We start from the raw sequence: 21,272 nt of genomic DNA, 5'->3' as shown, positions 1-21,272 counted from the left end.
CGGGGATATCCGCTCGCAACGGTTCATCTCGTTGGTTCGATTGACCGACTCGTCTGCCGGGGACGTCCCAGGCTCCGCCCTATTTTTTCTTTTCCACGGCGCTGAGCACCATGTTCATGGTGCGTCCTTCCATGGACGGCTGCTGGTCGATCTTGGCGTCTTCGCCCAACTCTTCCAGGACCCGCCTCAGCACCATTTCACCTCGGTCGCGGTGCATCATTTCCCGCCCCCGAAAGGCCACGGTCACCTTGCACTTGTCGCCGGCTTCCAGGAAGCGGCGGATGTGCTTGAGCTTGGTTTCAAAGTCGTGATCGTCCGTCTTGGGGCGGAATTTGATTTCCTTGAGTTGGATCAGGGTCTGCTTCTTTCGGCCTTCCTGCTGCTTTTTTTGCAGCTCGTACTTGTACTTTCCGAAGTCCATGACCCGGCAGACCGGAGGATTCGCTTCCGGAGAAACCTCCACCAAGTCAACTCCCTGACTTTCCGCGTACTGGAGAGCCTCGGCCAGAGGCAGAATTCCAACCTGCTTGCCGTCCTCCCCGATGACTCGAACTTCTTGAGCCCGGATCTGCTTGTTGCAGCGGGTACGTTTAACCGAGGTAATAGGGCATTCCTCCGCGTTTGAAAGGTTCACTGGACTCGTCCCTGATCATGGCCGCGATCTGATCCAGGGACTGCTCGCCGCGATTCTCGCCGGTCCTGGTGCGGACGTTTACGGCCTGGGACTGGGCCTCCCGTTCGCCGATCACGAGCATGAACGGGATTTTTTGCATCTGGGCTTCGCGGACCTTGTAGCCCAGTTTTTCATTGCGCAAATCCGTTTCCACCCGGAATCCTTCGGCTTGCAACCGCCGGACGCACTCTTCGGCCCAAGGGTTCTGGGCGTCCGTGACCGTGAGAATCCGGGCCTGAACCGGGGCCAACCAGACCGGAAACGCTCCGGCGTAGTGCTCCACGAGAATCCCCAGAAACCGTTCCAGGGCCCCCAGGATCACCCGGTGGAGCATGACCGGCCGATGGCGATTGCCGTCTTGACCGGTGTAGTAAAGGTCGAAGCGCTCCGGCAGGGTGAAGTCGCACTGAATCGTCGAACATTGCCAGCGGCGATCTAGGGCATCCTTGAGCTTGATGTCAATCTTCGGTCCGTAAAAGGCGCCGTCGCCGGGGTTGACGGCATATTTCAGCCCCAGGGTTTCCAGAGCGTTGGTCAGGGCGGCTGTGGCCCGCTCCCAGTCCGCGTCCGAGCCGATGGACTTCTCCGGGCGGGTGCTCAGGGCCACTTCGTATTCGAACCCGAAAAGCGCCATCACGTCCTGGACAAGGTGCAGGATGGCGATGATTTCATCTTGAAGTTGATCCGGGCGGCAGAGGATATGGGCGTCGTCCTGGGTAAACTGGCGGACCCGAAGCAGACCGTGAAGCACGCCGGACTTTTCATGGCGCTGGACCGTGCCCAGCTCGAAAAAACGCAGCGGCAGATCCCGGTAGCTGCGAACCTGGGACTTGTAGATCAACATGTGGGCCAGGCAATTCATGGGCTTGACGCCGTAGGCCTGTTCGTCGATCTCGGTGAAGTACATGTTTTCCCGGTAGTTGTCGTAGTGTCCGGAACGCTCCCATAGTTCGCGACGCAGCATCTGCGGACCCTGGACCAACTGGTAGCCCCGGCGCAGGTGCTCCCGACGTTCGAAATGTTCCAAAAGGAAGCGCAGCATGGCTCCTTTGGGATGAAAAATGGGCATCCCCGGTCCGGCCTCTTCGCAAAAGCTGAACAGGTCCAATTGAACACCCAGCTTGCGATGGTCGCGCTTCTTGGCCTCTTCCAGACGATGCAGGTATTTCTGGAGGTCCTTTTCCGACGCGAAGGCCGTGCCGTAGATCCGCTGAAGCATGGGCTTGGATTCGTCGCCGCGCCAGTAGGCCCCGGCCACGGAGGTCAGTTTGACCGCCTTGACGAATCCGGTGGACGGCACGTGCGGGCCTCGGCAAAGATCCGTGAAGCCGCCGTGTTCGTACAAGGAAACGGTACCGTCTTCCAAGGCGTCCAAAATTTCCAGTTTATAGGTCTCGCCCATGCTTTCGAAAAGATTCCGGGCGTCTTGCTTGGAGATGTTTCGGCGTTGGAAGGGCTGATTTTGGGCGATGCTCTTGGCCATCTCGGCTTCGATGGCTTCCAAGTCCTGGGGGGTGAAGGGGCGTTCGAAATCGAAATCGTAGTAGAAGCCGTTTTCAATGTCCGGGCCGATGGTCACCTTGGCCGTGGGAAACAGGCCCTGGACCGCCTCGGCCATGATGTGGGCGGCGCTGTGGCGGATCATGGTCAAGCCCTCGGGGCTGGACATGTCCACTGCTTCAAGATTGGTGCATTGGGCGGGATCGACGGGAGTGTGAACGTCGAACAGGCCCGCGGCGCAACGGCATCCGACGGCGGTCTTTAACTTCTTTTTGCTCAACGCGCGGGACAAAATTTGACCGCAGTTCTCGCCTTCGCCGATTTCCAACTGCTGGTCACCTATTTCGATATACACTCCCGATACTCCTTGTCCGGAACTGAACCGTCCGGAGCCCGACCATCCGAAATCATCAGAGCTGACATCTTTTTCAAAAACGTCGAGACGAGCTCATTTCGGCAATTTCGCGCTGATTTCGAATGGTCTTCAAATAAAGCAGGGAGGCCTGGGCCTCCCTGCGTGGATGCGTGATGGTAGGCACGAGGAGATTTGAACTCCTGACCCCTTGCGTGTCAAGCAAGTGCTCTCCCCCTGAGCTACGCGCCTGTTCCTGTTCGCGGTTCCTGCTCGCGATGATGCTTGCGGCAAAAAGGGTCTTTGCCTTTCGTTCGGGAAAAAGTCAAGCTTTTGCCGGAAAAAAATGTATCTTTCTTGTCCGTATTTCCATGCAGCGGCCATTGGAGGAATTCTGGCTAATCGATTGATTGTCCTTGGCTGTTCAATTATGGCTTCGAAAAAGATTGTTTGATGGAAGTGAAACGATTCCGGGTGGAGCCCATGCCCATAGGGGCCATATTAGGGTCCATATCGGGAAGACCACCTGATTCGTCCTTGAAATTATGATGTTGTTTTTATCCAGGAGGAAAACTTGATCATGACTGACTTGGCAAAGGAAGAACAACGTTTTGCACGAAAGATCGGCGCGTTGCGCGCGAAAGGCAATTTCCCGACGGCCATGCTGAACCTTTTGGAAACAGTGGGCGGAAGACAGTTTCAGGCCATGGTCGAGCAGACGTCCAAGGACGATGCTTCGACCGGATTACCCGATTTGACGGCTCCTGAGCGGCATGTTCAGGGCGCCAGCTTGTTGCCGCGAGCATCCTTTTCTCTGGACCTGGAACCGGCTCGGGTCCTGTTGACGGCCATCCTGGAGGATGTCCGGGCCGCGGGATCGGAGCTGGAGATCGGCGCGGACCGGGTGATGGAAGCCCTGGAGACCGAGGAACTCAGTGTCGAACGTCTGTTTCGGGCATATTTGGATGAGGATCAGGAATTTTTCGCCATTTGGGCTGAAAAAACTCCGACAACACCGAAATTGTTGTTCTTTCTCGCTCAAAGTGCTTTGACGCCGTTCATCAAAAGCTTGGCTCGCCGGATCGTCGAAGCACGCCCGTTGAACGGTGTTTGGGAGCACGGCCACTGTCCGGTTTGTGGGAGCCTGCCGTATCTTTCCAGCCTGGAAACCCGCGAAGGGCTGCGGAAGATGCACTGTTGTTTTTGTCAAACCGCGTATCGCGTCGCGCGGATCGGATGTGTTTACTGCGGCGAGCGGGACCCGCAAAAGCTGCACTACTTCGACGTTGAAGACCTGCCCGGATTCCGGGTCGATCTTTGTGATCAGTGCCGGATGTACGTCAAAACCGCCGACTTTCGGCAGTTGGACAGGATTTCCGTCCCGGTGCTGGACGACCTGGAATCCTTGGCCATGGACGTGCTGGCCCAGGCCAGGGGCCATGCCCGGCCGACCCTGTCGGCATTCGGTTTCTAGCCCTGATTTACGGGCTGCCGTCGACCAATCCGGACATATCCACTGGCCGCAAGCGAGGGTGACGAACATGAATCAGGGAGGATCGCCGGCCGGAGTCGTGCTGGCCGGCGGCAAGAGCAGTCGACTGGGTCATGACAAGGCGCGGATTGTTTTTTCCGGGGTCAGTTTGCTGTCCCGGTCCGTGGATCTGCTGAAGCGCCATTGCGACATGGTGCATGTCGTCGGAAGACTTTCGGAAGACCACGGACTGAATGTACCGAGCTTTCTCGACGCCGTGCCGGGGCGCGGTCCGGGAGGAGGGATTGCCACTGCCTTGAGTCGTCTTGGTCGGCCATGTTTGGTGCTGTCCTGCGACCTGCCCCTGATGGATGATCGGACGTTGCGCCGCCTCAAGACCGGGTGGCGGGAGAAGCCGGACACGGCCTTGATGACCACCTTCCAGCAGGAAGACACCGGGTACATCGAGGCTCTGGTCGCGATGTACGAACCCGAGGCCCTGCCTCTGTTGGAGCGGGCGTTTGACCAGGGGCTGTATCAACTCAACCGGATTCTGACCGAGCCGATGCGGCACCATATTCCCTACCCACGGTCCGAAGCTACGCCGTTTTTCAACGTCAACCATCCCGCTGACCTTTCCATGCTGCGCCATCTGGAGACGACGGCGAACGGCTCTTGGGAAAAGGGGGCCGTTTAAAGCGGTATTTCAACCGTCAACCATCAAACATCAACGAGTTACGGTGATGTCATGAGTGAACTCCGCGTACTGCTGATCCATCCCGATCCCCAGTTGCGTCATGAACTGCGGCGGCAACTGAGAGAGATGGACGGGGTGAAGGTGCTGGGGGAGGCCGTTTCCGCATTTGAGGCCATGGAATTGTTGGAAGGGGTCGGCTATCATGCCTTTTTTCTGGGACTGGATCTGCCGGACGGAGTCAGCGGCCTTGAACTGGCCCAGATTCTCGGGCAGCGCAAGCGTCGTCCGGCCATGGTCTTTTTGGCCGCGGATGAAGCCCACGCCTTCAAGGCTTTTGAACTGGGGGCCACGGACTACCTGCTCTGGCCCTGCACCGACGAGCGATTGAAGCGCACGTTGGCCCGACTGCGCCGACTCCCGGCTGACGCGCACATTGCCGAGCCCGAGGGCAATTCCAGAAAATCCAGGGATTTTGAGGGCGATGAAGAGACCTTGCAGATTTCCATGGGCGAGGAAGAAGAAGACAATTTCCTCAAGGCCCTGCGTCAAGCCTGGGACTACAACCAGGCCCGTCCGGTGGAGATCGAAAAGCTGCCCATCACTCTGGACGGCCGGGTCATTCTGGTGCCCTACAGCCAGATCGTCTTCGTGGAGGCCTACGAAGACTATAGTTTCGTGCATACCAATCAGGACAAATACCTGACCTCGTTCCGCTTAAAGTACCTGGAAGACCGTTTGCGGTCGCACCGTTTCTTTCGGGTGCATCGCAAGTTTCTGGTCAACCTGGAATTGGTTACGGAAATCGCTTCCCTGCCGGGCAGCAACTTCATGCTCCGGACCACGGGGAAAAAGCGCATTGAACTGCCGGTCAGCCGCCGCCGCATCGCGGATTTGAAGCAGATTCTCGGCCTCTGAGTTCGCGGCGGCCTTGCCGTTTACCCTTTCCCCCTTCCCTTTCGCCGATAATCAATGCGGTTTTCCGGCTGGTACGTGTTCTGGATGCAGCCGTACCGGGAACCACAATGGGATGGTTCGTTATCGGTCCGTGCGCCATGCGCACGTCATGTCACGACGTTCATAAGCTCACCGCCAAGGAGGAGACATCATGTCACAAGACGGCGCTCTGGAAACCTTGCTTCACGAGGATCGCGTCTTTCGGCCTTTGCCGCAGATGGTCATTGAGGCCAATGCCAACCCCCAAACCCTGGAAAACGCCCGCAGACAGGCCGTGGACGATCCTTTGGCTTATTGGGAAGAGGCCGCCAAGGAGTTGGAGTGGTTCCGGAAGTGGGACAAGGTTCTGGATGACAGCGACGCCCCGTTCTACAAATGGTTTACCGGAGCCAAGTGCAACATCGTGCACAACGCCCTGGACCGGCACATCAAGACGGGCAACAAGAACAAGCTGGCCATTATCTGGGAAGGCGAGGCCGGCGATTCCCGGAAGATGACCTATTTCGAATTGTACAGGGCGGTAAACAAGTTCGCCAACGCTTTGCGCTCCTTGGGCGTCCAGAAGGGCGACCGGGTTCTCCTGTACATGCCGCCTTTGCCGGAAACCGTGATCGCCATGCTGGCCACGGCCAAGGTCGGGGCCATCCACAGCATGGTCTTCGCCGGGTTTTCGGCCAAGGCCATGCGCGACCGGATCGAGGACGCCCAGCCCAAGGTCATCGTCACCGCGGATGGCTTCTACCGTAACGGTCGGGCCGTGCACCTCAAGTCCATTGTCGACGAGTCCTTGATGGGACCCAATTGCGACAGCGTGGAGACGGTGGTGGTCGTGCACCGGGCCAATGTTCAGGTGGAAATGCAGGAAGCCCGTGACCTTTGGTACGAAGAACTGGTCCGTGCCGAGAGTTCGGAATCTCCCACGGAATCCATGGACTCCGAGGACATGCTCTTTTTGCTCTACAGCTCCGGGACCACGGGCAAGCCCAAAGGGATCGTGCATACGCATGGCGGCTACCAGGTGGGCATCAACCGCACCCTGAATTGGGTCTTCGACATCAAGCCCACGGACATCTTTTGGTGCACCGCGGACGCCGGCTGGATCACCGGACACAGCTACGTGGTCTACGGTCCGCTCATCGCCGGGACCACCTCGGTCATCTTCGAAGGACACCCGCTGTATCCCCAGGCCGACCGGGTCTGGGACCTGATCGCCAAGTACGGCGTGACCATCCTCTATACCGCGCCGACCCTGGTTCGGATGCTGATGCGCTTCGGCACCCAGTATCCCAAGAAGCACGATCTGTCCTCGCTGCGTATCCTCGGCTCGGTGGGCGAACCCATCAACCCCGAGGCCTGGGTCTGGTTGTACAAGAACATCGGCCGCTCCGAGTGCCCCCTGGTGGACACCTGGTGGCAGACCGAGACCGGCTCGATCATGATCAGCCCGCTTCCGGTAAGCGTGCTCAAGCCGGGTTCCTGCACCAAGCCGCTGCCGGCCATCGACGCGGACGTGGTGGACGAGAAGGGCAACCCCGTGCCTCCGGGCAAGGGCGGGCTGTTGATCATCCGCAAGCCTTGGCCGTCCATGGTCCGGACCCTGTACAAGGACCCGGAGCGTTACAAGCAGACCTACTGGGAGAAAATCCCCGGCGTGTATCTGGCCGGGGACATGGCCCGCAAGGACGAGGACGGATACATCTGGATCCAGGGCCGCTCGGACGACGTGATGAACATCGCCGGACACCGCCTGGGTTCCGCGGAGTTGGAAAGCGCGTTGGTGGCCCACAAGGCGGTGGCCGAGGCCGCGGCCATCGGCATTCCGGACAAGATCAAGGGCGAGGTGGCCAAGGCCTTTGTCACCCTGACCGAAGGCTTCGAGCCGTCCGACGACCTGGTCAAGGAACTCAAGGTCCACATCCGCAACGAACTCGGCCCCGTGGCCATCGTCAAGACCATCGAGTTCCGGGAAAAATTGCCCAAGACCCGCAGCGGGAAGATCATGCGCCGGGTGCTCAAAGCCGAGGAACTCGGCCAGGAAGTGGGGGATACCTCCACGTTGGAAGACTAGCAGGGACGTTAGGAGGCACGGCACGCCGTGCCTCTGCCTACGCCATCACGCCAAAAAGGCCGGTGCGATGATCGCACCGGCCTTTTTGGCGTGATGGAACGGGAGGGGCAGGCAATTATCACTCCGCCGGACACTCGTCTTTGGCCTGGGCCCGCATGCCGTCGATGATGGTGTTCAACTGGGCGGCCATCCGGGCCAGTTCGGAGACGGCCTGGGCGGACTGGTTCATGACTTCGCTGGTTTCCGCGGAGATGCGGTTGATGTCCTCCACTCCGCGGTTGATTTCCTCGCTGGTGGCGGACTGCTGTTCCGCGGCCGTGGCGATGGAGCGAACCTGGTCCGCGGCCTGTTCGGCCAGGGCCAGGATTTCCTGGAGGGTCGCGCCGGAGGTGTTGGCCCGGGCCGTGGCTTCGGCAACCGCCTCGGCGGCCTTGTCCATGCCTTCGATATTGGTTCTGGTTCCCTGCTGAATGTCCGAGATGGCCTGTCCGACCTCCTTGGTGGCGTTCATGGTCTTCTCGGCCAGCTTGCGCACCTCGTCGGCCACCACGGCGAATCCGCGTCCCGCGTCTCCGGCCCGGGCCGCCTCGATGGCCGCGTTCAGGGCCAGGAGGTTGGTCTGGTCCGCGATGTCCTCGATCACGGTCATGATCCGCCCGATCTGGTCCGCTTGGTGCCCCAGCCGACCGAGGTTGGCCTTCAGCTCCTCGGATTGTTGCTGGACCTTGTTGATGGCCGCCACGGATTCGCCCACCACTTTCGCGCCCTCCAGGGCCTTGGTCCGAGACAGGTCCGAAGCTTCGGCGGCCTGGGAGGCGTTTCTGGCCACCTCCAGGACCGTGGCGTTCATTTCCTCCATGGCCGTGGCTGTTTCGCCGGTTCGGTCCCGCTGCTGCTCCGCGCCCCGGCTGGCCTGCTCCACCTGGGCCGCCAACTCTTCGGCGGCCGAGGCCATGGAGTTGGAGACCTGGGTGGCCTGTGATGCCGCTTTGGAGATGATCTCGTTTTGCTCGCAGATTTCAGCTTCCTTGGTTTTCAGGGCCGTCATGTCCACGTAGAGGCAGAAGCCGCCGATGCACACGCCGTCCAGATCGTACAGGGGGCAAACATTGGCCAGAACGTGGCGCACCCCGCCTTTGTGTCCGGTAATGCTCACCTCCAGATTGCGAAAGACCTCGCCGGTCTTGATGGCCTTGCCCACGGCAGTCTGGCGTGAGGGGTCGTTATAGAAGATTTCCGCCAGAGTCCGGCCAAGCTGTTTTTTCGGCGGGCCGTCGATCTGAACCATGTCCAGGCAGGCTTGGTTCGTAAACAAGGCCCGCTCCTTGGTGTCCACCAGCAGAAACGGCGTGGGCAGACCTTCGATAATTCCTTTACTCAGCCCTTTTTCGTGCTTCAGGGCATGGGACACGGCCTCCAGGGCCGCGAACAGTCCGGGCAGGCTTTTGGCTCCAGGGCTGGATTCCAGGGTATTTTTTTGGAAATTGCCTTCCGCGAGATTCCCCAACACCACGGACGCCTCGGCAAGCGCGCGGCTCTGGAGCATCAGCGGCGTCCCCACGACGAGCAGGGCGACAAGACCGGCCGCGGCCGTCGTGACGGCTCCGGTGAGTCCGGACGCACCGCTCAAAAACGTGGCGAACACGGCACCGACAATGACCAGGATGCCGATCACAATGGCTGGAACGGCAAATTTTGAGGTGTCCATCAGACCTGCCTCCTTGGCTGTCTGGGGTGAGTGGAAATCGCCAAAGTGAACGCAAGGTTGAGGGCGAAGCGCGCTTCCCTGCTTTTCCGCCACATTTCAACCAGTTTTCAAAAAGAATGTAAAGCCCGCGAGGAGTTGGGGGCGTCGATCTATGGGTCGGAGGGATCGGCGGTCTCGAAGATCGCCTCGGTGGGTCCTTGCAGGAGCAGGAAATCCACGGCCTGGACGGCGATGAAGGCGATGTCCGGGCCGTTCAGAAAGTCTTGCAGGTGCGGCAGGCGTCGGCGAAGGATGTCCGCGACGGTGCGGCATTGTTCCAGATCTTTGAGTATTTCGGCCCGGCCATGTACGGTCAGGGCCTTGGTTTCTCGGCGGTCCTGCACGGGATGCGCAGCCCGGTCGTCCAGAAGCAGGCTGACTTCCGGATTGGCCTGGATGTTTGCGAACTTGGTGGTGTTGCGGTAGGTGGCCAGGAAAAAGGTCGAGCAATCCTCGGATGGAACGAAGCCCATCAGAGAGGCGTGCGGCGCGTTGTTTCGGGAGGTGGCCAGAACGCAGGCGTTCTGGCTCTGAATCAGTTCGCGGATGGAGTCGTGCATGGGCGATTCCTCGGTTCGGTATGGGGGCGTCAGGCAGGGCTATCAGGAAGGACGGCGCCGGGCAAGCCGGTGGCCGACATCATCAAGGTTGGAGGGGATATGGCGAACGAACTGCAAGAAAAGATGGTCCGGTTGGCGATGCGGGCCCGAGATGCGGCCAGGCTGACGGCCAATGCCGAGGGCAGGCGCAAGGACGAAATGTTGCGGGAGCTGGCCCGGCTGTTGCGGGACCGGGCCGGGCAGGTGCTGGAGGCCAACCAGCGGGACGTGGACGCGGCCCTGGCCGCCGGGTTGGACACGGCCCGGGTGGATCGGCTGCGGATGACCGAGGCGACCGTGGAGTCCATGGCCCAGGCCTGCCTGGAGGTCATGGCCCAGGCCGATCCGGTGGGCGAGATCGAGACCATGTGGCAGCGGCCCAACGGGCTGCGCATCGGGCGGATGCGCGTGCCCCTGGGCGTGGTGATGATGATCTACGAATCCCGGCCCAACGTGACCATCGAGGCCGCCATCCTGACCCTCAAGGCCGGTAACGCGGCCATCCTGCGGGGCGGCTCCGAGGCGTTTCATTCCAACCAGGCCCTGGCCGGTCTGATCACCGAGGCGCTGCGCGCCGCCGGCCTGCCCGAGGCCGCGGTCCAGTTGGTGCCGATCACGGACCGGGAGGCGGTGGGGCATTTGCTGAAGCTGGACGAGTATATCGACGTGGTCATCCCGCGCGGCGGCGAATCCCTGATCCGGGCCGTGGCCGACCAGGCCACCATGCCCGTGCTGAAGCATTACAAAGGTGTGTGCCACATTTATGTGGATCAGGGCGCGGATCTGGACAAGGCCCTGGAGATCGTCTTCAACTCCAAGGTGCAGCGCTGCGGGGTGTGCAACGCCTTGGAATGTCTCTTGGTGCATCAGGACGAGGCGCGAATGTTTCTCCCCAAGGTGGCGGAACGGCTGGGGGCTGCGGACGTGCGCTTCAAGGCCTGTCCGGAAAGTCTGCCCCTGCTGCAATCCAAGGCCGACGCCGAACCGGCCGATGAGAGCGATTGGGGCCGGGAGTTTCTGGCTCTGGTCCTGGCCGTGCGGGTGGTCCGGGACATGGACCGGGCCCTGGAGCACATCGCCCTTTACGGCTCCAACCATACCGAGGCCATCCTCACCAGGGACCACGACCGGGCCATGCGCTTTCTGCGTGAGGCCGACGCCTCCCTGGTCCTGGTGAACGCCTCCACCCGGTTCAACGACGGCGGCCAGCTCGGCCTGGGCGCGGAAATCGGGATCAGCACGTCCAAACTGCACGCTTACGGCCCCATGGGCGTTCGGGAATTGACCGGCGTGAAGTTCGTCGGCCTTGGTCAGGGGCAGGTCCGGGAATGAACTTCGTTCCATTTTGCCTTCAAAAAGATATTTTCGAGTCTCGGCGCTGGAGCCAGGTTCGAAATCGAAATCGAAATCGAGAAAAACAGGTATGTCGTTGGATGACGATAGCGATTTCGACTCCGAGTGCGCCGCGGCTTTTTGCGTCATGCTGAACGTGAAATGGAAGTGACGGCAGATGAAGGTCGGCGTTTTCGGTGGGTGCTTCAACCCCGTGCATCACGGCCATCTGCGTCTGGCCATTGAAGCCCTGGAAATCCTTGGACTGGACCGGGTGGAACTGGTTCCGGCCGCTATCCCGCCGCACAAGGGACAGCGGGATATGTTGCCCTTTGGCCTGCGTTGTCGCCTGGTGCAAAAGGCTCTTCATGGGCTTCCCGATTTGCACTGCTCCCTGATCGAGGGCGGCCGGCCCGGTCCGTCGTACACCGGAGACACGCTGGAAGAGCTGGCACGGGCGATGCCCGGAAGCCGGCTCTTTTTTTTACTCGGCGTCCCGGATCTGCTGACCCTGCCGTCCTGGAAAGACGGTTTGGCCCTGACCCACAAGGCCCATTTCGTGGCCGTGGCCCGACAGGACATGGCCCTGAAAACGACGCGGACCTTTGTCCGCGAGCATTGGCCCCGAAGCGGTGAACCCCTTTTGCGTGAGCGGGATTGGAGACGGGTCTGGGAGTGGCCCCTGGAGGGGGACGCACGGTCGATCCTGTTGATCCGCCCCCCTTATCTGGACATCAGCGCGACCATGATCCGGGACTACTGGAGCGCGGGCCGGGATCTCCGGTTTCTCCTGCCGGACCCCGTGCTGGCCGAATTGGTCCGGAAGCGGTATTTGGTGGAGCGGTACTGGGCAAGGCAAGAGCCCTGGCGCGATGTCGGCCAAGCCGACCACGCCAAGCCCGACCCGCTGAAAGGTGGTTGCATCCATGGCCGATGAACATTTCTTCAAGCTTCGCTTCCTCCTTTAAGATGTCTCCGTGGTGTTTCGGGAAGCACTCATCCCGCGTGGAACGTTCGCTTTCACCGACTTGCTCGGCTCTTTGTCCTTCCTGTCTCTTGGTTTTTTGTGAAATTCAGCGTATCGGACAAGAAAAGATACAGTGGCTGTTGATGCAGGCTGCACTGATGTCGACGGGATCAAAAGGAGCAACAATATGGCGGGAACGAATCAGGTGAATCCGCGAGTCATGGTTTGGGGGCTGAGCATTGTCGCGCTGGGTTTTTTCGCCGCGGCGCAGTGGTCGGAATTTTGGTGGCTGTTCGGTTTCGGCGCGGTGGCGCTGGGCTGGGCGGCCTTTTTTGCGACCTCGTCCGCGGGCAAGCCCTCACCTCTGGCCGTGCAGGCCGCGGAGGCCGTGGCGGACGGCAAGCCTGTTGACCTGGAAGCCTTGGAGCAATCCGGCGGCGTGGACGGGTTGCTCGGCGGGTTGGTCCGCGCGGTCCAGGACAACCGGCGTGACGTCCGCTTTCTGCGCCAGGGATTGGCCGACCTGAAAGCCCCGGTGCTGCTCTGCGACGCCCAGCGGCGGATCGTCTCCGCCAACGCGGCCTTTTGCGCGGTTCTGGGCAAAACCGAAGACCAGATTCGGACCAAACCGCTGAAGGATGTCCTGTTCGGCTCTTCCGGCGGAGCTGCCTCGGCGGTGGAGCTGGAAACGGCGTTGGCCGAAGGACGGGCGCTGGACGCGGAGCTTTCCCTGAAGCTGGCCAATGGGAAAGCCTGGTCCGTGCGCTGCGTGCTGGCTCCGGTGCGGGACGGCGCGGAGCCGCTGAGCGGTTTTGTGTTGCTGTGCATGGACATGGGCGCCATGAAGGAGCAACGGGATCGCCTGGAGGATGAGAACCGCAAGCGCCAGGTTTTAGGCGAGGAGATCAACGAATTGTCCCAGCGTGTGGCCTCGGCCTCGGAGGAGCTTTCGGCCTCGGCCGACGAGCAGGCCCGAGGAGCCATGCAGCAAAAGGGGCAGACCGATTCCGTGGCCACGGCCATGGAGGAAATGGCGGCCACGGTTCTGGAGGTGGCCAAGAATTCGTCCAATGCTTCCCAGGCGGCCGAAGAAGCCAAGGCTTCAGCCAGCGAGGGGGTGGTGCTGGTGGAAAAGGCTGTGGCCGGGATCAACGGCGTGGCCGGTTCGGCCCGTGAGTTGGCCCAGGTGCTGACCCAGCTCAATGAACAGGCCGGGGCCATCGGCAAGATCATCAACGTGATCAACGATATCGCGGACCAGACCAATCTCTTGGCCTTGAACGCGGCCATCGAAGCGGCTCGGGCCGGAGACGCCGGGCGAGGGTTCGCCGTGGTGGCCGACGAAGTGCGCAAGCTGGCCGAGAAGACCATGACCGCGACAAAGGAAGTGGAGCACGCCGTCCTGACCATCCAGGGTCGGTCCAAGGACGCGGTGGCCTCCATGGAACAGACCGAGCGCCAGGTCCGGGAAAGCACCGAACTCTCCAATAAGGCCGGCGAATCCCTGCGCTTGATCATGCAGCGGGTAGAGGAGGTGGTTTCCCAGGTCTCCCAGATCGCCGCCGCCGCGGAAGAGCAGTCCGCCGCCGCGGAAGAAATCAACCACAGCATCGAGGGCATCGCCCAGATCGCCCATGAAGCCGACGAGGGCGCGGGCCAGACCGCCGCGGCCACCCGGGACTTGGCTCAATTGGCTCAGGAATTGCTTTCCGCCTCTCAGAAATTCAGCGGAGCCGGGTCGGACATGAGCAAACTGGCGGCTTCGGAAGGGCAGATGAAAGGGGTGCTGCCCAAGCTGATGCAGGAATTCGTCAAGGAGAAATTCGGCCAGGACGTTTACAAAAAGCTGCAAGAAGAACTGGGCAGTCCGGTCTTCCTGCCCACGGCCAGCTATCCGGATCAGGTCTTGCAGCAAATGGCCGGGATCGTCAGCCGGATCACCAAGAAGAGCAAGCGGGATGTGCTCATAGGCCTGGGGATGTACACCGTGCCTCAGTTTCACAAGATGTACGGGCGCTATTTCAACGCCAAGAATCTCAAGGATTTCTATCTGAAAATGAACGACATCCACGCCCAGCTGACCAAGGATCATCCGGGCATCAAGCCGCCCAACTTCACCTATGAGGACAAGGGCGACGTACTGTTCATGAACTACCGCTCCAAGCGCGGGCTGTTCGACTACTTCGAGGGCATTTTGAAGAGCGCGGCCCAGTTCATGAAGGAACGGGTGGACGTGACGGTCAAGCCGCTGGACGAGCACACGGCCAGGGCGGAAATCCGGTTCCACAAGTAACCGCCATGGCTGCCGAATCGACGACGCATTCCGGCTTTAATCCGGAACGGTTTCCGGAACATGCCCGGGAGTGGGCCCAGAGCCTGGAGGCTCTGGGCCGCGATGTGGCCCGGGTCATTCCGGATCGGGAAGAGGCGTTTTTGGCCTTGGGCGCGGACATCCAGGCCTTTTCGTCCAAGTCCAAGGCCATGGCCAAGCAAGCCGCGGCCCTGACCGAACTGACCGCCGGCCAAGAGATCGTCCAGATCGTCGAGACCCTGGGCGGCGAGCTGGACCAGATCAATGCGGTTTGCGGCCTGTCCTGCCGAAGGGACGATCTGCATCGGCTGGAGCAGGTGGTGGAGCTGATCGGTTCCCTGGAGCGACGCACCGGCAGTTTCCGCAAAATCGTCCGCACTTTGCAAATGCTCGGCGTAACCACGCGGATCGAAAGCGCCCGGCTGGGGGAGAAGGGCCGGGGGTTCATGAATCTGGCCGGGCAGGTGGACAGCCTGGGCCGGAACATCATCGATCACTGGGCCAAGATCCAGGCCGACGCCAAGCACCTGGGCGAACAGGTTTCCTCGGCCCTGGTCCGGACCGACACCCTGGTCCGGGAACAACAGGCCGTGACCGAGGAGGCCCTGAGCAGCGGCCAGGCTAACTTGGCGACCCTGGGCCGCCTGTCCGAGCATTCCGCCGACGCTTCGCGGACATTGTCCAGGCGGACCGGAGAGGTCAGCCGCCATGTCGGCTCCATTGTCGCCTCCCTCCAGTTTCACGACATCACCCGGCAGCAGGTGGAGCACGTCTGCGAGGCCGTGGAAGACATGGTCCGGATGCTCGGCGAGGAAGCGGAGAACGGAACCAGTGAGGCCGATCACCAGAGAATGCAGGAGACGGCGTGCTGGATCGCGGATGTCTGTTCCTTGCAGGCCTCCCAGCTAAGCCATTGCAGCAAGGCCTTTGAACAGGCCATCGACACCCTGATCGCCGACTTGTCCAGCATTGCCGAGACCGTGAACGGCCTGAACCGGGACCTGGGCGGAATGCTGCGTTCCGAAGGGGATTCCAGCCGGAATGTGCTGGACCAGATTGGGGCCAATGTCCACCATTTAATCGACTTCATGCGCGGGTTCGGGGCCAAGAGCGAGGAACTGGGCGCGATCATGGTCCGGGTGGCCGAGACCGTGGCCCAGATGGCCGGGTTTGTCGGGAACATCGAGGAAGTGGGCTCGGAGATCGAGCTGATCGCCCTGAACGCCAGCGTCCAGGCGGCCCACACCGGCGACGAGGGGCTGGCCCTGGGCGTTCTGGCCGGGGCCATTCAGCGCCTGTCCATGGACGCCAGGACCGTGACCGACGAGGTGGCCGGGGAATTGCGGGCCATAGCCGACCATGCCCTGGAACTGCAAAAGCTGTCCGACGTTTCCGCGGACGCCCGGCGGATGGAGCAAATGATGGGGCGGCTGGAGGAAATGATCAACAGCTTGCGCAACCTGAACCGGCAAACCATGGACATGTTCGACGAAATTCGGGCCGATGGAGACGTTCTGTGTCAAGACCTTCAAGCCCAGATTGAAGGGATCACTTTTCACCATGACGTGCTTCAGGACTTGACCCGGGCCAGGGGGACCTTTGAGCAGCTCGCGGACCAGGCCTTGGTCCAATCCTCGGCGGACTGTGATCCGTCCAGGCGACCCGAGCGTTTGAAGGAACTGTTGGCCCGATATACCATGGAAGCCGAGCGCATGGTCCATCTGGGGGGAGAGCACGGCGAGGCCGCCGCGGCGGAAAGCGACGACGTGGAGTTGTTCGGCGATGATGACGGTGTCGAGCTGTTCGGCGACGGCGATGCCGTTGAACTGTTCGGTGACAACTACGTGGAGTTGTTTGAAAGCGACGACGGCGTGGAGTTGTTCGACGATCTTGAATCCGAGAGCAAGGACGACAAACGTCGCAAGGAAGATTTCGGCGACAACGTGGAATTGTTTTGACGATTTTGTAGTGACCGGATCAACTACGCATTGGTGTCAGGCTCGAAATCGAAATCGAAATCGGTATCGAAATTGAGAAAAAACAGTACATTATTGAAGGACGTCGAGAGCGATTCCGATCTCGATTTCGATACCGAACATGATCTGATTATCTGTGTCATGTCGAATGCAAAGCGGACGTATCAGAAGGAGCCAAGCTATGGGAGAATGGGAGATATCCATTCCGGAACCCACGACCCGGGTGCTGAAGCTTTCCGGGCGCTGGGGGGTGGAAGGAGCCGAGGAGCTGCACCAGGCATTTACGCAACTTCTCGAACAGGCGACGGATATCGGAGTCGCGCTCCATGTCGACTTGGAAGGCCTGGAAGACGTGGATTTGGCTTTTTTTCAGGTCCTCGGTTCAGCGACTAAATCGATGGGGTCGAATGGACTGCATTTCGTGAACATCCCGGAGCACGTCATGACGAAAGCGGAGTGGATAGGCTTTGCTCCCCGGCATGTCGTCGGGATTTTTAGGAAAGGAGCTTAATGAGTATGTCCAAGCGAATTATGACCGTGGATGATTCCAGCAGCGTTCGTCAGATGGTCGGCTTTACTCTGAAGGACGCCGGCTACGAGGTCGTCGAGGCCGTGGATGGAAAAGACGCACTGACAAAGCTGTCCGGGCCCGTGGACATGATCATCACGGACTTGAACATGCCGAACATGGACGGCATCGAGTTGATCCGCCAAGTCCGGGCCCTGCCCAACTACAAGTTCGTTCCCATCGTGATGCTGACCACGGAGTCCCAGGTTGAAAAGAAGCAGGTCGGCAAGGAAGCCGGGGCCACGGGGTGGATCGTCAAGCCGTTCAAGCCGGAGCAATTGCTGGCCGTGGTGAAGAAGGTCGTCAGGTAGTCTTTTTTGCCATGGAGTAACTACTCAGCATTGAGTAATTCTGTTGCCGGGGTCGGTATCGGAATCGGAATCGGGATCGAAAATGTGGGGATGCGTTCAAAATTTGTCCTGTTTCGATTCCGATACCGACCCCGATTGCCGGCGCAAGAGCGGACGCAAAATGTACTGAGTCGTTACGCCATGGATTTATTGGGATGGTTCGTTTTGTCAGGAAAATCGGTTGGCACATTCGTGTACGGTTGTCCATGTTCAGGCCGTAGGGGCGACCGGCCGGTCGCCCCTACACCGAACGAATGCCGGAAAGAAGGCGTTGCGATTTGTCAACCAATTCTGAACCATCCCGATTTGTTGCACGGGGAAAGGTTGGAGTCCGGGTGTGAAGACGGAAGGGAGATGACGCCATGAGTCGTGATGAGCAGATGCAGCAGGCCAAAGAAGCCTATTTGGAAGAGGCTCGGGAACTGCTGGGAGACCTGGAAGACGCCCTGTTGGAATTGGAGTCCGACCCCGAGGATCGCGAACTGATCAACCGGGTATTCCGGTCCATGCACACGATCAAGGGTTCCGGTGCGATGTTCGGTTTCGACGACATCGCCATGTTCACCCACGAACTGGAAACCGTGTTCGATCTGGTCCGCAACGACGAATTGCGCGTCACTTCGGAATTGCTGGATTTGACCCTCAAATCCCGGGACTTGATTCTGGAGATGCTGCACCAGGACGGATGCCACGCGTCTACCTGTCAAGGCGAGTCCGAGCGGATCGTCGCGCGGTTGCGAGGGTTCCTGACGCAAGCCGGAAAAGGGCCGACCGGGTCGACCGCCGACGAGACGGACGTTGAAGGGCCGGAGGCGAGCGGTTCGACCGATGAGCTTTCCACAGTGTACCGGATTAGCTTCAAGCCGGATGCCCGCATTTTTTTGACCGGAACCAACCCCTTGGCCTTGTTGGAAGAATTGGCCGAGCTGGGCAATTGCAAGATCGTGGCCCGGACCGAAAACATCCCCAGGCTGGAGGAAATGGACCCGGTGTCCTGCTACACGTGGTGGGATATGATTCTGGTGACGTCGCGGGGCAGGGAAGCCATTCACGACGTGTTCATTTTCGTGGAGGACGACTGCGAACTGACCATCCAGGAGGTGGAGACGGTCAACCCGGACGACGTGACCCATGTAGGCAAGCGGCTGGGTGAGATTTTGGTCGAGCGCGGAGACGTGAATATCCAGGACCTCAAAGCGATTCTCAAGCAGCAGCGGCCCTTGGGCGAATTGTTGACCCAGGCCGGACTGGTCAGCTCCCAAGGGCTGGAGGCGGCCCTGACCGAGCAGGAAGTGATGCGGGATGTTCGGGCACCTCGGATGGAGCACAAGGAGGCGGTGACCAGCATCCGAGTGGAGGCCGCCAAGCTGGACAAGCTGGGGGACCTGGTGGGCGAGCTGGTTATCGTCCAGGCCCGGCTGACCCAACTCGTGACCCAGCGCCACGACCCGGCCCTGGCCAGCCTGGCCGAGGAACTGGAGCGGCTCAGCGACGAGTTGCGGGACAACACCCTGGGCATCCGGATGCTGCCCATCGGCAGCACCTTCAACAAATTTTTACGGTTGGTCCGGGACCTTTCCAAGGAACTGGGCAAGGAAATCGAGCTGGTCACCCAGGGCGGAGAAACCGAGCTGGACAAGAACGTGATCGAGAAGCTCAACGATCCCATGGTCCATCTCTTGCGCAATTCCATCGACCACGGGGTGGAGTCGCCGCAAGCGCGGCAGGCCAAGGGCAAGTCGCGCAAAGGCCGGATCACCCTTTCCGCCGAGCATGCCAGCGGCGAGGTCCTGATCCGGATCATGGACGACGGCGCGGGCATCGAACCGGCCAGGATCCGGGCCAAGGCCCTGGAAAAAGGGCTCATCACCGCGGATTCCGCCCTTTCGGACGACGAGGTGTTGCAACTGGTTTTCCTGCCTGGGTTTTCCACCGCCGAGCAGGTCAGCAACGTGTCCGGGCGCGGCGTGGGCATGGATGTGGTCAAGCGCGGCATCGACGCCCTGCGCGGGGTGATCAAGCTGGAGAGCGTCCCGAACAAAGGCACCAGCGTCCTGATCAAGCTCCCGCTGACCCTGGCGATCATCGACGGGTTGCAGGTGGAGGTGGCCCAGGAACAGTACGTCATTCCGTTGTCCTCGGTGGAGGAATGCGTCGAGTTGGACCGCTTCAAGTCGAATTTCGGCGAGAACGGGGAAATGATCAATCTGCGCGGAGAAGCCGTCCCGTTCATCCGCCTGCGCAACTGGTTCGACCAACAGGGAGCGTTGCAGGCCATCGAGCAAGTGGTGGTCGTCAATGTTCAGGAGCAGCGCGTCGGGCTGGTGGTGGACAAGGTCATCGGCCAGCATCAGACCGTGATCAAAAGCCTGGGCCGCGTATACCGCGAACTGGACGGCATCTCCGGAGCGACCATCAACGGAGACGGCACCATGGCCCTGATCCTGGACGTCCAAGCCTTGATCGGCGCCGCGGTGCGGAATGCCGTGCAGTGTGAGGGGACCCAACCAATATGAACAGCGAAGAAATTTCCGCCAGATTGGCCAAACTGGAGCGGATGCTTGAGCAGGCTCGGCGGGGAGCCGAGGAGAGCTCCAAGGTGCGGGATGAGTTTCTGGGGCGGATCAGTCACGAGTTGCGGACCCCGTTGAACGCGATCATGGGGATGACCGAACTGCTGTCCGGCACCGGACTGGACGCGACCCAAGCCAACTACCTGTCCATGATCGACCAATCCACGTCCCAGTTGCTTCGATTGGTCAACGAGATCCTGGATTTTTCCCAGTTGCGGTCCGAGACGGAGGACGAAGACCACGTCGACTTTACCATTGTCCAGGATATCCTGCCCCGGTTGCATGCCCAGAAAAAGAAAGCCCTTGATAAAGGACTGCATTTTTTCATGCACGTTGGCCAGGACGTCTCCGGGACCCTGCACGGCGTTCCGGACTGGATCGCCCAGGTGGTGAGTGCGCTGGTGGACAACGCGGTCAAGTTCACGGACTACGGCGAGGTGCTGGTGCATTTCGACTGCGGCCGAGGGAAGATCGGGAAGCCGGTCCTGTGCATCAATGTCACGGACACCGGTATCGGGGTGCCCAGGGAGAGCCAGGAGGTGATCTTCAACAAGCTGGTCACCGGGCCGCATTCCAGGCGCTTTGGCGGTTTGGGCATGGGACTGGCCGTGGCCCGTGAACTTGTGGAGAAAATGGGCGGCGACATCGTCGTGGACAGTGATCTGTACCTGGGAAGCACCTTTTCCGTTTCCCTGCCCCTGCCGAGGCATGCGGTTCGACCGACGGCTTCGGACACGCCTGGCGGTCCGTTCTCGATCCTCCTGGTTGAGGACGAGCCCGTCAACAGGTTCATGACCGAACAACTCCTGAGCAAGCACGGCCACCGGGTGGTCGCCGTGGAGGACGGCGAGCAAGCCCTGGAAGCCCTGGCCGGGGCGACATTCGACCTGGTGCTGATGGACATCTCCATGCCCGTGCTGGATGGTCTGGAAGCGACCAAGATCATCCGTTCCGGCGAAAGGCCCGACATCAACAAGGATATCCCCATCATCGCCCTGACCGCCATGGTCATGCCCGATGATCGCAAGCGCTGCCTGGCCGCGGGCATGGACGCCTTCGTGACCAAGCCGGTGGAGACGACGAAGCTGGGAGAGGTGATGCACGAGGTCCTGGCAGTTCGACGGCCCTGATTCC

At 60.5% G+C, this 21,272-nt stretch carries 16 protein-coding genes and 1 tRNA gene; 12 read left to right on the top strand and 5 right to left on the bottom strand.

Annotated elements, in window-relative coordinates:
• Window positions 1–79 precede the first annotated feature (79 nt).
• The 3 genes from infC to DESLA_RS0107995 form a co-directional block, all read right to left on the bottom strand.
• Window positions 80–634 carry a translation initiation factor IF-3 gene (gene infC / locus DESLA_RS0108005; protein WP_245590023.1) on the bottom strand — a complete coding sequence of 185 codons (555 nt, stop codon included), beginning with the start codon at window positions 632–634 and terminating at the stop codon, window positions 80–82.
• Window positions 591–2,528, bottom strand: a complete 1,938-nt coding sequence (gene thrS, locus DESLA_RS0108000; RefSeq protein WP_028572046.1) for a threonine--tRNA ligase — start codon at window positions 2,526–2,528, stop codon at window positions 591–593. Before thrS ends, infC begins: the two co-directional genes overlap by 44 nt.
• A 174-nt stretch (window positions 2,529–2,702) precedes the next feature.
• Window positions 2,703–2,777: transfer RNA gene (locus DESLA_RS0107995), tRNA-Val, on the bottom strand.
• A 328-nt stretch (window positions 2,778–3,105) separates the two neighbouring features.
• On the opposite strand from DESLA_RS0107995, the gene DESLA_RS0107990 reads away from it, so the two are divergent.
• From DESLA_RS0107990 to acs, 4 genes are all read left to right on the top strand, one after another.
• Window positions 3,106–3,999, top strand: coding sequence for a formate dehydrogenase accessory protein FdhE (locus tag DESLA_RS0107990; RefSeq protein WP_028572045.1), 894 nt, complete (start codon window positions 3,106–3,108; stop codon window positions 3,997–3,999).
• Window positions 4,000–4,066: 67 nt separating this feature from the next.
• Window positions 4,067–4,693 (top strand): molybdenum cofactor guanylyltransferase, encoded by a 627-nt coding sequence (mobA, locus tag DESLA_RS0107985; RefSeq protein WP_028572044.1) that lies wholly within the window; start codon window positions 4,067–4,069, stop codon window positions 4,691–4,693.
• Between the two features lie 51 nt (window positions 4,694–4,744).
• Entirely contained in the window at window positions 4,745–5,608 is an 864-nt protein-coding gene (locus DESLA_RS0107980; protein ID WP_028572043.1) for a LytR/AlgR family response regulator transcription factor, read from the top strand.
• A 190-nt stretch (window positions 5,609–5,798) separates the two neighbouring features.
• Window positions 5,799–7,715 (top strand): acetate--CoA ligase, encoded by a 1,917-nt coding sequence (acs, locus tag DESLA_RS0107975; RefSeq protein WP_028572042.1) that lies wholly within the window; start codon window positions 5,799–5,801, stop codon window positions 7,713–7,715.
• Between the two features lie 118 nt (window positions 7,716–7,833).
• On the opposite strand, the gene DESLA_RS19430 is transcribed toward acs, so the two are convergent.
• On the bottom strand, window positions 7,834–9,423 hold the full coding sequence (locus DESLA_RS19430; protein ID WP_035261555.1) for a methyl-accepting chemotaxis protein: 1,590 nt from the start codon (window positions 9,421–9,423) through the stop codon (window positions 7,834–7,836).
• Between the two features lie 149 nt (window positions 9,424–9,572).
• A complete protein-coding gene (locus DESLA_RS0107965; protein ID WP_028572041.1) occupies window positions 9,573–10,022 on the bottom strand; it encodes a pyridoxamine 5'-phosphate oxidase family protein in 450 nt (149 codons plus the stop codon).
• A gap of 99 nt (window positions 10,023–10,121) precedes the next feature.
• Between DESLA_RS0107965 and DESLA_RS0107960 the strand changes: the two genes are divergently transcribed.
• From DESLA_RS0107960 to DESLA_RS19415, 8 genes are all read left to right on the top strand, one after another.
• Complete coding sequence (locus tag DESLA_RS0107960) at window positions 10,122–11,393, top strand: glutamate-5-semialdehyde dehydrogenase (RefSeq protein WP_035262745.1); 1,272 nt, start codon at window positions 10,122–10,124, stop codon at window positions 11,391–11,393.
• A 178-nt stretch (window positions 11,394–11,571) separates the two neighbouring features.
• Window positions 11,572–12,330 (top strand): nicotinate (nicotinamide) nucleotide adenylyltransferase, encoded by a 759-nt coding sequence (gene nadD / locus DESLA_RS19425; protein ID WP_051434498.1) that lies wholly within the window; start codon window positions 11,572–11,574, stop codon window positions 12,328–12,330.
• A 217-nt stretch (window positions 12,331–12,547) separates the two neighbouring features.
• On the top strand, window positions 12,548–14,653 hold the full coding sequence (locus DESLA_RS19420) for a methyl-accepting chemotaxis protein (protein ID WP_051434497.1): 2,106 nt from the start codon (window positions 12,548–12,550) through the stop codon (window positions 14,651–14,653).
• 5 nt (window positions 14,654–14,658) lie between these two features.
• Window positions 14,659–16,629, top strand: a complete 1,971-nt coding sequence (locus DESLA_RS0107940; RefSeq protein ID WP_028572039.1) for a methyl-accepting chemotaxis protein — start codon at window positions 14,659–14,661, stop codon at window positions 16,627–16,629.
• 199 nt (window positions 16,630–16,828) lie between these two features.
• Window positions 16,829–17,158, top strand: coding sequence for an STAS domain-containing protein (locus DESLA_RS0107935; protein ID WP_028572038.1), 330 nt, complete (start codon window positions 16,829–16,831; stop codon window positions 17,156–17,158).
• A 5-nt stretch (window positions 17,159–17,163) separates the two neighbouring features.
• The gene (locus DESLA_RS0107930) at window positions 17,164–17,526 is read left to right on the top strand and encodes a response regulator (protein WP_028572037.1); all 363 of its coding nucleotides are present in this window, start codon (window positions 17,164–17,166) and stop codon (window positions 17,524–17,526) included.
• Window positions 17,527–17,927: 401 nt separating this feature from the next.
• Complete coding sequence (locus tag DESLA_RS0107925; protein WP_028572036.1) at window positions 17,928–20,081, top strand: chemotaxis protein CheA; 2,154 nt, start codon at window positions 17,928–17,930, stop codon at window positions 20,079–20,081.
• A complete protein-coding gene (locus DESLA_RS19415; RefSeq protein ID WP_051434496.1) occupies window positions 20,078–21,268 on the top strand; it encodes a response regulator in 1,191 nt (396 codons plus the stop codon). Before DESLA_RS0107925 ends, DESLA_RS19415 begins: the two co-directional genes overlap by 4 nt.
• The last annotated feature ends 4 nt before the right edge of the window (window positions 21,269–21,272 follow it).

Origin of the sequence: Desulfonatronum lacustre DSM 10312, from assembly GCF_000519265.1 — a bacterium.
Taxonomy (GTDB): domain Bacteria; phylum Desulfobacterota; class Desulfovibrionia; order Desulfovibrionales; family Desulfonatronaceae; genus Desulfonatronum; species Desulfonatronum lacustre.
The sequence above is the reverse complement of the archived record's forward strand: the minus strand, read 5'-3'. Positions and strand labels throughout refer to the sequence as shown.

What these genes read in the sequence shown, in the direction of transcription:
- DESLA_RS0107980 (WP_028572043.1), top strand. Translation starts at nt 4,745, where the DNA reads ATGAGTGAACTCCGCGTACTGCTGATCCATCCCGATCCCCAGTTGCGT.
- DESLA_RS0107925 (WP_028572036.1), top strand. Translation starts at nt 17,928, where the DNA reads ATGAGTCGTGATGAGCAGATGCAGCAGGCCAAAGAAGCCTATTTGGAA.
- DESLA_RS0107965 (WP_028572041.1), bottom strand. Translation starts at nt 10,022, where the DNA reads ATGCACGACTCCATCCGCGAACTGATTCAGAGCCAGAACGCCTGCGTT.
- acs (WP_028572042.1), top strand. Translation starts at nt 5,799, where the DNA reads ATGTCACAAGACGGCGCTCTGGAAACCTTGCTTCACGAGGATCGCGTC.
- DESLA_RS0107960 (WP_035262745.1), top strand. Translation starts at nt 10,122, where the DNA reads ATGGCGAACGAACTGCAAGAAAAGATGGTCCGGTTGGCGATGCGGGCC.
- DESLA_RS0107990 (WP_028572045.1), top strand. Translation starts at nt 3,106, where the DNA reads ATGACTGACTTGGCAAAGGAAGAACAACGTTTTGCACGAAAGATCGGC.
- DESLA_RS0107935 (WP_028572038.1), top strand. Translation starts at nt 16,829, where the DNA reads ATGGGAGAATGGGAGATATCCATTCCGGAACCCACGACCCGGGTGCTG.
- DESLA_RS0107940 (WP_028572039.1), top strand. Translation starts at nt 14,659, where the DNA reads ATGGCTGCCGAATCGACGACGCATTCCGGCTTTAATCCGGAACGGTTT.
- DESLA_RS19430 (WP_035261555.1), bottom strand. Translation starts at nt 9,423, where the DNA reads ATGGACACCTCAAAATTTGCCGTTCCAGCCATTGTGATCGGCATCCTG.
- mobA (WP_028572044.1), top strand. Translation starts at nt 4,067, where the DNA reads ATGAATCAGGGAGGATCGCCGGCCGGAGTCGTGCTGGCCGGCGGCAAG.
- DESLA_RS0107930 (WP_028572037.1), top strand. Translation starts at nt 17,164, where the DNA reads ATGTCCAAGCGAATTATGACCGTGGATGATTCCAGCAGCGTTCGTCAG.
- nadD (WP_051434498.1), top strand. Translation starts at nt 11,572, where the DNA reads ATGAAGGTCGGCGTTTTCGGTGGGTGCTTCAACCCCGTGCATCACGGC.
- DESLA_RS19420 (WP_051434497.1), top strand. Translation starts at nt 12,548, where the DNA reads ATGGCGGGAACGAATCAGGTGAATCCGCGAGTCATGGTTTGGGGGCTG.
- DESLA_RS19415 (WP_051434496.1), top strand. Translation starts at nt 20,078, where the DNA reads ATGAACAGCGAAGAAATTTCCGCCAGATTGGCCAAACTGGAGCGGATG.